Genomic DNA, 11,127 nt, shown 5'->3' on the forward strand with positions numbered 1-11,127 from the left:
GGCGCATGATAACGGGCGGGGGTTGGGTGCTCACAAGGGGAGTGTGCGGCCGTGCAGCCGCCACGCAGCGTTCAATTGCCTGCCAGGTACGTCGGTATGCACTGAACGCTGTAACGGCTGATAACCAAGAAGGAGCCTTGGTTATCACTATCATTGCTGTCTGAACAATTGCCCTAGCAGGCGAGGTCGTCCTTGTGGCGACACAGGATCTTGTCCTCCAGGAAAACCAGTCTGCGCATGAGGTTTTCGCCTGCCTCAGGGCTGGCAGGCACGTTTACCGGAATCAGTTGAGCCACTGATTCGCCACGTGAAGCGGCCTCTGCCCACTCTTTCATTGCACCGATGTAGCCATCGAGTGCGCACGCTGGGTTGGGTGCGTGGTCGCAGGTGATGTAGGCCGGCGGCATATCGCCCACGATGACCCAGACCCAGCGGTCGACTTCGTCGAAGCGTGTATCGATAGACATCAGGAATACGCTGACGATACCGGGGTAGAACAAACCCACATAGACGCCTTCTATATCCTCGCACCAGTTGTAGAACATTAGTTCTTCGGTGGCATCGGCCAGGCGAGCGGCGAGTTCGCTCTTCTCCTCCTCATTGGCGGTGGGGAAGTGTTCGAATCTGGTGACTTTTGCGAGATCGACAGGACAGTGTTCATTTTTCATTGGCGACGCCCCCAGCGTGAATAGTCATTGGCATCCCTGTGTCTTTGAGCGTGTTCGTCCCGTGGCCTTGGGCGAATGTTGCTTACATGGTCAGGCCCCCCATCTGCCAAGGGTATCTCATGTGACACGTCCTGGTTGTTACCCGTGGCTCTGTCTTTGGGCCAGGCATCGCCAGTATTTTTGCTCCATTCATCACGCAGTTTCGGGTTGGTGGTGTAGCGGTCCTTGTGAGTCCAACTGAAGGGGCCGTCCGGGCTGTCTACGACGTCGGCACCGGCAGCGCCTGCCGTATCGCCTGCACTCTCATTGTTAGCGCTGGTCCAGGTTGGCACCGCGCTCGAACTTGCACCCGGATAGGCGATGCCACTGGCGTTGAAATCGGTGCTGCCGTTCTGTCCCCCTCCTTTGATGACCGTATCTACGGTCACGGCCGCCACCATGGCAGAGGCAAGGTAGGCGAGCGGTTGGATCAGAAACGCATAGTTGCCGTCGGGGTCGATGTATTTGTAGGGGTTATTGTTGGTGTAGGTATAGCGATTGAAGCTGTGCAGGTTGTCTTCTTGAAAACCGACCGGGTCGACCCCCATGAACCTGCCCAATACCGGATCGTAGTAGCGGGCACCCATGTACGACAGGCCGGTATTGTCTTCATGTGTCTTGCCGTGGAAACCGATCTTGTTAGTGTTGCTGGCGGGTGAGTGGCTCAGTTTTTCGCCATACGGTTTGTAGTTTTCTTTCCACAGCAAATTCCCAGCGGCGTCCGTGGCGGCCAGCGGGCTGCCCGATATATCGTTGTGGAAATACGTTGTGGTGCCGGCGATGGCTGTTTGGGTCATCGTCAGTACAAGCAATATGGCGGCAAACTTCTTGCCCAGCCGTTTGAGCGCTTCCATGCATGTCGCTCCTGTAAGCGGGTTCATGGGGTGACCTCCTGCGCGATGCGTTTGTCACCCAGGTAAATGTATTCGGTCAGACGGCCTTCCTCCAGCTCTATCAATGGCTTGCCCTTGGAGTCATGCATCTCGTAAACCTTGACGCCAGCGGTGGTAACGCTGCTTCGTAGATTGAGGGCGTCGTAACGGTACTCGACCTTGCTCTGCGGGATTGCACAGTTGATGCAAACAAGGTTTGGCACGCTGTCGTAGGTGTAAGTGTTGCCTGTGCTACTGCTCACATTGCCATAGGCGTCGTAGTCATAAGTGCCGGCCCGCAGGCCGCTGACGGTACTGAGGCGGTTGTGTGAGTCGTAGTGGTAGGCCAGGCTGGATTGACCGAGGGTTTGCTGAAGGATATTGCCGTCACCGCTATAAGTGATGTGGCCTTCCCCCCAAAACCCGGCGACCGTGCTCAGGCGGTTGATTGCGTCGTAACCCAGGGTGCGGTTGAAGCTGCTGTCGGTGGTGTCTCGAATCGTCGCCAGATTGCCACTGCCGTCATAGGTGTAGCTGCTGTCCAGGTACATGGCGCCGGCTGCATTGCGGGTACTGAAATGGGCTGGCCATAGGCGAGCGTCCTGGCCGTAGCTGCTTACTGTACCGTTGGCGTAGGCAAGTTGTCGGACCAGGCCCGAGGGCCAGTAGCTGATAGCGTCAATGAAACCGGAGACTGTGGTTGGTCGTCCCAGTACATCCGGCGTGTAGCGCACTACGCGACCCGACTGTGGGTAGGTGATGCTGCTGAGCTGGTTGAGGCCGTTGTAGGCGTACATTGCTGTAAAGGTCTTGCCGTCGAGCGCGAGTGTTTCCTGGATCAGGTTTCCAGCGGCATCGTAGGCGAAACTGCGGTTGCCACCGGCTGCCGCGCTGGTGAGCAGTTTGCCGGTCTTGTCATAGGTGTTGCTGATGGCTGGGGTGTTGTCGGCGTAAACTGTTGAACGCAGGCGATTCTGTCCATCATAGGTGTAACGTGTGGTGCCGGACGCACCAACGGTTCGGGTGATCATGTTGCCGGCGATGTCGCGGCCGTAGAGGGTCACGCCGGTCTCCGGGTTGCTGATCGATACCAGGTAGCCAGCGCTACTGTAAGTATAACTGCGGGTAAAACCACCTTGGGTCACGGTGCTGATCTGGTCGCGGCTGTCGCGTGTCAGGACCAGGCTGGCGCTGGCGTCGGGCGCAGCAACCGCTATCAGGTAGAGTTGCTCTGGATCACCGTAGGCTCTGTAGGTGAACGTAGTGGTTTGGCCACGCTCATCGGTGATGGTTTTTGTGGCAGGCCCGTAGACTGTGTTCTGGACCGTGCCATCGGCGTTGCTCTGCTGGGTGACGCGGTCTAGCACATCGTAGCGATAGCGGGTACCGGTACTGGCATCAGGGTGGGACACGAAGGTTCGCCGCCCCAGCGCATCGTACTCGTAGAGTGTAGTGATGCCGCCCCGGGTCACACGGGTGACACGACCGAATGGGTCGTACTCGGTCGTTTCAACCAGACCACCCTGGGTGGCTGTCTTGCGGTTGGAGGTGTACACAATGGTTGTGGCTGTGCCCAGAGGCGGCGTTATCGACGTCACCCTGTTGAGCCCGTCGTATGTGTACCGGGTGGTGTGGGCTGCACCGTTGGTCTGGGTGATGATATTACCGGCGGAGTCCACCTCACGACTGAGTGTGATGCCTTCAGGTTGCGTCTCGTTCTGTGCGATATCACGTTTGTAGTTGCTGTAGGTGTAGAGACGGTTGCCGGGCATGAGCTGACTGGCCAGGTTGCCTTGGCTGTCGTACGTATAGTGAGTGCTCACGCCGTCACGGGTTAGCGAAAGAACCTTGCCATTGGCGTCCAGGGTGCGGGTGACCGAGCGAGCTGGAGAGGTTTCATCCTTCGGTCGACCGATAATCCATTTAACGGGGTCGTTGAAGTAGGTCAGTGTCGTGACGCGGCTGCCGCCGTTAGGCCCGCTTTCCGTACGCGTGCCAGGGTTTCCGAAGGCGTCATAGTTGCTATATTGAGTGGTGTACAACGTACCGTTGCGTTCGGCCACGTACTCTTGAAGGTCGGCTGCCCAGATCTTGCTGTCACTGACGATGCCAAGTTCATAGAGCTTTTCCTTAGCCCCTGATAGTTCGCGTCGTTGCCACTTGAATGTTTCTGAACTGCCATCGGGGGCTGTTCGTTTGGCGAGGCTGCCGACACTCCACAATGTGTTGTTGTAGGTGATTTGTCCTTTGTGCATGCTCGTCGCGATGGAGTAACCCGGGCCGATGTACTCATACTTCGTCACCCCCTCTGGTCCCGTTTCCAACGTGGTGTCGTATTTACCTGTTCCGCCCCGGGTGTACGTGTACGTCCAGCGCCCCCCCCGTGGAAAGTGAACGCTCTCTAATTTGTTCGTGGCGCTTGTAAAGTACGCTCTGGGACTTATAGTTTGAGCCGCTTTCGGTAAATATAATTTTCTTGTTTACGAAGGAGTAGCGATAATTTATCTTGCCCCCGTCAGGCTGCTCCAGCTCGATAAGTTTTCGTACACTGACGCGTGCATCATTCAATGGCGTCATGATGAACTCCAGCCCTTCACGCGAAAATACGCCAGGCTGGTATTTGTATTTCCAGGATTCTCCCGTCGGGCCGGTTACCTGATTCAATACCTTCGCATTCAACCGGTCTGCTGGGGTGTATTGATAGCGTACGGTGCGCTGGCTGTCGTCGGTGACGGTGAGCAGGCGCCCGGACGCAGCGTCATACGCGAGGTCGACGGTGCGACCGTCGCTGGCGGTGATTTTCGACAATACAACACTGAGATCCTCGTACAACGCGCCATCTTTGCCGTACACCAACGGACCATCGTAGGGTCCTGGGATGGTCCATTTGAATGGTTTTCCATAGGGCGTGTAAGTATACGTCACCCAATTGCCATAGGCATCGCTGGCCTTTTTTGCCAGAAAATAAGTTTCTGACAAATCGGGTTGCTGATAAACCGTGGTATCGAAGGCCGACCCGCCATCGTTGAAGCTGTAAAGCCCAATTCTTCTGTCGCTGTTGTAATTACCCATGTCGTAGGTAATTCCGTTGGGTGATGTCAGCGTCAGGTTCATGGCTTTGCACTGCAGGCGCCAATTGTTCTTGGTTCTGGCCTGGGAGGCAGCGACCGAATAGAGCGACATGTCGGTGCCGTCCGCGAGGCGCAGGCGCAATGACGGTGCAAATCGTGTGACGTTATGATTTGTGCCTTTGCACATATCCAGTGTCGGGTTGGCATAGTACATGGAGTACGGCCCGACATCGCTGATGGCATACGTGTTCTGTTGATAGATTTTCGGCGCTGCCGATAAAGTCCACCCAGGTCCTAGTGCTGTCCATTCGTAACTTTGTTTGTAAGAGCCTTGCAGGCCAGCCGAAAGACGATGTAAGTCGTACACTCGATGGATGGATATATCCAGCCCGCCTGCACCCGGTAGCGACAGGTCGGTGTGTTTGATCGTCAGGTTGCCTGAGTGAGGGTCGACACGGTCTACCGTGATCTGCCGTTGGACGCGTTCTTTGCTTGGCATCAACTCATCAAGGGAAGGGATTTCGGCGGCGACAGTTACAATCGAATAGAAGCTAAGAGAAATAGGCAGGCAACACCGAATAGCGGCAGCTGTAAGCATTGTTTTCAATGAGGAAAATCCTGTTAAGCAATTTATGGCTTGAGTGTGTCAAGTCGGTAACTGCCCTTCGTCCTTGAAGGATAATAGCGCTGGAGGAAGGGTCTGCGGTTGATGGCTTTTTGATGGTATCGAGTGCTCTCGCATCAATCAAATGCTGATGACTATTATTCGCATAAATTTGAGGGGGCATTGTGCTTAAGCCACAGTTGGCTGTTGTCGCTCAGCGTGACCTGGCGCACTTGGTGCTGGCCGAGGTAGGTACAGCCGAGGATCGCCAGCAGCGCCAGGCACAAGGTTTTCGGTTGGGGGGCAGACACCGGCCTCACCGCGATTTGCGGCAACACACCATGGTCTGACCGACCGGCGTTGGCAGCCTTGCGTGACCAACCACCGAGTGTGGTTATGCCACCCAGGCTTCCCGCAACCAGACATTCACCCAAAAAAGACCGCGACCAGCCCATCGCCAGCCGCGGCCAAAGCGGGGAAGCTCATTGCTGCAGCACAGTCGCCTGGTTGGCTGTACCAAACTGCTGGACAGTCGCGCTCATGTTCGCGCCACTCTGCTCAACCATCGCCTGGTTGCCCGACCCGCCCTGGGTCACATACGCCACGTTGACACCATCTGCCTGCTTGACGCTGGCCGAGTTGTTGTCACCATACAGTTGCCAGGTGTAGCTCTGGTTGCCACTGCCAGACTGCTCCAACTGGATGCTGTTGGACGTGCCGTTGCTGCTGCCGGTGGCGTAGTTGTCCGTGCCACGCTGGTCGGCAATCAGCAGGTTGTCGCTGCCGTTCTGTTCGAAGTACAGCTCGTTGTTGCTGTCGACCTGGGTCAGCTCGGCAGTGTTGCGGGCACCGTTCTGGTTCAGCCGCGCCAACTGCATCGCGCCATCCTGGGTCAGGTTGGCACTGTTGCCAGCCCCCACCTGATGCACCTCGGCGCGCTGGCTCACACCGAACTGGCCACCGGCCTTGTCGCCCTTCCAGTTGCTGGCCAGCACCTTGTTGCCGGTGCCGCTGGAACTGGCCGTCAGCACGTGGTTCTCGCCGCTCTGGTAGGTGAAGTGCACGTTGCCAGTGCCGGTCTGGTACAGGCTGGCGACCGAACCCAGCGACTCGTACTGGTCGGCATAGATGGCGTTGAGGTCACCCGCCTGGATGATCGTGGCCAGGTTGGACTCACCAAAGCTCTGGTCGATGATGCCTTCGTTGGTCTGCCCAGACTGCTGGATGTTCGCCTGGCTACCAAGCTGGGTGTCCTGCCACACCTCGGTGCTGTTGTAGGCACCGCTCTGGGTGATGCTGATGCTGCCGCCAACACCAGCGGTCTGGTCGCCGTAGGCCCAGTTGCCTTCGCCTTCCTGGTAGATGCCGATCTGTCCGTCGTTGTGGCCCTGGTGTTCGGCAGCACTGAAGTTGCCGTGCCGCTCTGGATGATCAGGGCATTGTTGCCGGCGCCGCCGAACAGCTGTTCGACATTCGCCTCGTTGCCGTCGCCGTACTGCAGGGTGGTGCCCTGGCTGCCGACCTGGCTGTCCTGGTACACAAACGAGAAGTTGGCGCTGCCTTCCTGCACCTGGGTGGCCTGGTTGGACTGGCCCAGCGACTGGCTGGCATGGGTGTTGTTGAAGCTGCCAACGGCCTGCTGGTTGATCCGGCTGGCACTCTCGAACAGCTGTTCGGCGTAGCCGGCGTTGTACTCGCCCTGGTGCAGTTGCTGGATCTGGGCACTGGCATTGTCCTGCAGGGCCGCGGAGTTGTTGCCCAGCCCGTACTGGCTCTGGCTGGTGCTGCTGAGGGGCGCAGCGCTCTGCTTGACCTCGGCGATGTTCTCGGTGCCGAACTGGCTCTGGGTGGATAGGCTGTCGTCGGCCATGGCCTGGCCGGCCAGGCCCAGGACAATGGCGGCGCTGAGGGGAGCGAGCTTGAACATGGTGATGCCTCCAGACAATTGACTAACGGTATTGGTTGACCTGCACGTGCAGACCATTGCCGGCCTGCACCACCGAGCTGGAAAGCCCGGTGCCTGCCTGCTGGATGGTCGCGCTGTTGCGGTTGCCGATCTGGGCGATTTCGGCCCGGTTGCTGCTGCCACTCTGAATGATCGATGCGCTGTTGCCGTTGCCCTGCTGGCTGATCGCGGCCATCAGGTCGTTGCCTTGCTGCAGGATGTACGCCTCCTGCGCACCGCCCGACTGCACGATGCGCCCCAGCAGCGCCTGGCCGTCCTGGCCGATGGCGGCACGGTTGGCCGTGCCGTTCTGGTCGATCATGGCCTGCTGGCCTGCCGGTACGCTGGCCGGCAGCAACAGCAAGGGTTCGCCCAGGTCGCTGGCAGGGGCGAGGTCGGCGTTGTCCATCAGGTCATCGGCCTGCACCGCCTGGCCGGTAAGGGCCAGGCAGAACAGCAGGGGGGCCAGGCGGCGCATGGGCTTTGCTCCGTTACTGCACAACCACCGGGACAGTTCGTAGCGTGCCCTGGCTGCTGCGGATGGTGGCGCTCGGCGCCGGAGTGGTGCGTGGGATGAAGGTGGTGCTGTTGTTCACCGTCAACCGCCAGCGGCCGGTCAGCGGTACCGTGGTGGTGCCCAGGGTGACCAGGCCTGCCGTGGTGGTGACCTGCACGGTGATGGTGTTGCCGGTAACCACCGAGGAGGTGCCGCTGATGTCCCAGTTGAAACGGTTGTTGGAGCGCGCCTGCACGGTGGCTGCGGTGACCGCGAAGGTTTCTGCTGGTGGGCGTGGCGATACCTGCACGCTGACGCTGGCGGTGTTCGACAGCGCCCCCAGCGCGTCGCGGGCGACGTAGCCGAAGCTGGTGCTGAACGCGGTGGTAACCGTGGCGGGTGGCGTGTAGGTCACCTGAGTGCCGCTGATCGCGACCGTGCCGCGCCCGGCCGGTGGCTGCGTGACACTGGCCACCGCCAGCGGCAGGTTGCCTTCGGGGTCGGTGTCGTTGGCCAGCACATTGATGCTCAATGGCACGCCCAGGGTGGCCACGCTGTCGTTGACGGCGGTCGGTGCGCGGTTGGGCGCGACGTTGACGGTGACCGTGGCCGGCGCTGCCGACTTCAGGCCTTTCTTGTCCATTGCGCGGTAGGTGAAGGTTGCCACCAGTGGTGCGTTGACCACTGTCGGCGGTGTATACACCACGGCGGTGGCGCCGCTGGCAGCCACGGTGCCCTGGCCGGTGGCCGGCTGGGTGAGGTCGCTGATGGTCAGTGGCAGGTCACCGTCCGGATCGCTGTCGTTACCTAGCAGGCTCAGGGTCAGCGGCACGCCAACACTGGTGCTGGCGCTGTCGGGCACGGCCACTGGCGCCTGGTTGTCGGCCTGGCTTGGCGCACTGCCGAGCACCAGCACCGGCTCGGTGTCACTGCCACCGGCGGCGGATTTCACCGTGACCGTGGCCGGTGGCTGCGCCAGATCGTTGATGGTCAGGCTTTGCAGGGTGCCGGCCTTGGACAGGCGCCCGTAGCCTTGTGCGACCAGGTCCGGCACCACCACCTCGTCACTGGAGCGGGCCTCGATCAGCAGGCGCTTGTTGCCCCAGTCATAGCGTGCGGTCTGGATCTTGACGACATCGCTGAGCTTGCCCGAAATCGCCGTGGGGCGGGTGCTGCCGGCCGGGCTGCTGGCGGTGAGCACCACCACCGCTGGTGGTGCTGTGTTAATCAGGTGCTCGGCGAAGAACAGGCCGTTGTTGTCCGATTGCAGGGTGTACTGGCAGGGCGAGGCCGGTGTGCCCGGCACCAGCGCCAGGGTTTCGCGCAGGCACAGGCTGGCGCTGTGGTCGGATTTGGCGAACACCTCGACGCGGGTGCCGGCCGAGGTGCGGCGGTAGCTGGCGCGGCGCATTTCCACCGCAGTTTGCGTGCGCGCATCCAGTACCTTGCCCGACAGGGTAAACAGGCTGGTCTGGATCACCCGGCCGCCTGGGCCCTCGATACGCACGAAGTTGGTATTGAACGGGCTGCCGGTGACCGCTTCGGTCAGGTTGGGGTCGCCAATGAAGGTCTCGGTGGCACCGGTATCCGGATTGATCTCGCTGTAGGGGCCGTTGACGCTGTGCAGGAACGGGCCGACGGCACCATTGAGGGCGCCGCTGAAGTTGCCCGGTGCGCCGATCCCCACATCGCGAGTGATGTTGATGGCACGCCGCCCCGGGGCTGTGACGTTGACCGTCTCGACGCCGTAGGGGTGGGTGATGGTGTACACGCCGGCGACCGGTACCGAGACCCGGATGCGGATGCGTGCAAAGCTCTGCTGGTCGCCATCGACCGGGTTTTCGGCAGCGAAGGCCGCTTCCAGGCCGGCGACGTAGGCGTCCAGTTCGAAGCCGCTGTTGCCGACCTGCGCGATCGCGGTTTCGGCCAGGTACCAGAACATCTCCGGTGGCCAGTTGTCGGGGAACACCAGCGGCAGGGCGTCATCGTAGATACCTGGCTCCGGCAGCAGGGTGCACATGTAGGCTGGCGGTACAGAGGCCGGCACCCGCGAGCTGGCCGCGCGCGACTGGCACAGTTCCAGCGACAGGTCGGTGCTGTCCTTGTACCACATGGGGTAGCGCCCGGTGGCGAGGGTGTAGGGGCCGGGGTCGACCTCGGTCAGTGCCGCCCAGGCGGCGCCGCTCAGGGTAAAGGTGAGCCCGGCTGCGCACAGCGCCAGGCGTGGCAATTTGTTCATGCTGCCTCCTGCGACCGCAGTCGCTACGGGACGTGGCGTGGTCGGGCTCATGGCAGGATCACCACTTCTTCGCTGTCGCTGCCGCCGTTGCTGCTGGTCACCACGATCCGCGCCGGCGGAATCGGCGACAGCCCGGTGGTCAGGCTCTTGAGCGGCCCTTCGCCGCTGAGTGCGCCTACACCTGCGCCCTCGGCGGTAGTGGCGGTGAGCACCGGCGGGGTGATTTCGTCGCTGGTCGACGCGGTCAGGGTCAGTTGCCCCGATGACAGGCTGTACTCGGCGCGCTGAATGCTCACCAGGTCGGTCAATGGCAGGCTCGCGGTGGTGGGGGTGCTGCTGGGGATTGCCAACTGGTTGTCGACGCTCACCAGCAGTTGGCTGGGCAGGCTCGGGTTGAGTGCCGACTGGGCGTACCAGGCGCCGGTGCTGGTGCTTTCGGCAAAGGCCAGGGCCGGGCTCTGGCTGGCCAGGGTGACGCTGGCCGGCGGCGGCGGTGCCTGCACGAACAGGTCCTGCTGGGCCACCGGGTTGCCGTTTTCGCTGCGCCGCGAATAGGTGCTGCGCAGCGCGATCAGCGGGGTCGGGCGTACCACCGTGGAGAGCTTGCCGGAGATGGCGAACAGCGGGGTACGCAGGTCGATGCCATTGGGCCCCTCGATGCGCACGAAGTTGGTGTTGAACGGGCTGCCGGTGACCGCTTCGGTGAGGTTGGGGTCACCGATGAAGCGTTCGCTGGCACCGGTCAGCGGGTTGGTTTCGGTGTAGGGGCCGTTGACGCTGCGCAGGAACGGGCCGACGTCGCCCTTCAGGGCGCCGGTGTAGGTCTGCGGCGCGCCGATGCCGATGTCGCGGGTCATGTTGATGGCCCGGCGGCCGGCAGCCGGCACGTCGAACACTTCGACGCCGTAGGGGTGGGTGATGATGTAGGTGCCGGCCACCGGCACATCGACCCGAATGCGCACCCGGGCAAAACTGACCTGGTCGCCTTCGACCGGTTCTTCGGCGGCGAACGCCGCTTCGATGGCACTGCCGTAGCTCAGGTCGATGCCTCGGGCGGCATCCACCAGCGCGGCATCGGCGGTGAACCAGAACGCCTCGTCGGGGAAGTTGGTCGGGAACACGATGGGTTGGGCGATCATCGAACACGCCGGGGGGTGGGCACAGGCTGCACATGTACGACGGGGCGCAGGCGC

General features: G+C 61.2%; 6 protein-coding genes and 2 pseudogenes. All 8 read right to left on the reverse strand.

The window, feature by feature from the left end:
* Positions 1 to 173 precede the first annotated feature (173 nt).
* A complete protein-coding gene (locus tag G3436_RS01600) occupies positions 174 to 668 on the reverse strand; it encodes a hypothetical protein (RefSeq protein ID WP_178116287.1) in 495 nt (164 codons plus the stop codon).
* A complete protein-coding gene (locus G3436_RS01605) occupies positions 665 to 1,561 on the reverse strand; it encodes an RHS repeat-associated core domain-containing protein (RefSeq protein WP_163940636.1) in 897 nt (298 codons plus the stop codon). Before G3436_RS01605 ends, G3436_RS01600 begins: the two co-directional genes overlap by 4 nt.
* Before the next feature lie 23 nt (positions 1,562 to 1,584).
* Positions 1,585 to 3,882, reverse strand: coding sequence for an RHS repeat protein (locus tag G3436_RS01610; RefSeq protein WP_338001185.1), 2,298 nt, complete (start codon positions 3,880 to 3,882; stop codon positions 1,585 to 1,587).
* A gap of 34 nt (positions 3,883 to 3,916) precedes the next feature.
* Complete coding sequence (locus tag G3436_RS01615; protein ID WP_163940638.1) at positions 3,917 to 5,257, reverse strand: RHS repeat domain-containing protein; 1,341 nt, start codon at positions 5,255 to 5,257, stop codon at positions 3,917 to 3,919.
* A gap of 479 nt (positions 5,258 to 5,736) precedes the next feature.
* Positions 5,737 to 7,181: pseudogene (locus tag G3436_RS01620) on the reverse strand (curlin).
* Positions 7,182 to 7,203: 22 nt separating this feature from the next.
* Positions 7,204 to 7,677, reverse strand: a complete 474-nt coding sequence (locus tag G3436_RS01625; RefSeq protein WP_163940640.1) for a curlin — start codon at positions 7,675 to 7,677, stop codon at positions 7,204 to 7,206.
* Between the two features lie 13 nt (positions 7,678 to 7,690).
* Complete coding sequence (locus G3436_RS01630; RefSeq protein ID WP_163940642.1) at positions 7,691 to 9,934, reverse strand: Ig-like domain-containing protein; 2,244 nt, start codon at positions 9,932 to 9,934, stop codon at positions 7,691 to 7,693.
* A gap of 47 nt (positions 9,935 to 9,981) precedes the next feature.
* A pseudogene (locus tag G3436_RS01635) lies at positions 9,982 to 11,127 on the reverse strand (hypothetical protein); the annotation flags it as partial.

It is taken from the genome of Pseudomonas brassicae (assembly GCF_010671725.1).
GTDB lineage: Bacteria > Pseudomonadota > Gammaproteobacteria > Pseudomonadales > Pseudomonadaceae > Aquipseudomonas > Aquipseudomonas brassicae.

Excerpts from the sequence above, each read along its gene's own strand:
- G3436_RS01600 (WP_178116287.1), bottom strand. The coding sequence starts at position 668 with ATGAAAAATGAACACTGTCCTGTCGATCTCGCAAAAGTCACCAGATTC.
- G3436_RS01605 (WP_163940636.1), bottom strand. The coding sequence starts at position 1,561 with ATGGAAGCGCTCAAACGGCTGGGCAAGAAGTTTGCCGCCATATTGCTT.
- G3436_RS01625 (WP_163940640.1), bottom strand. The coding sequence starts at position 7,677 with ATGCGCCGCCTGGCCCCCCTGCTGTTCTGCCTGGCCCTTACCGGCCAG.
- G3436_RS01630 (WP_163940642.1), bottom strand. The coding sequence starts at position 9,934 with ATGAACAAATTGCCACGCCTGGCGCTGTGCGCAGCCGGGCTCACCTTT.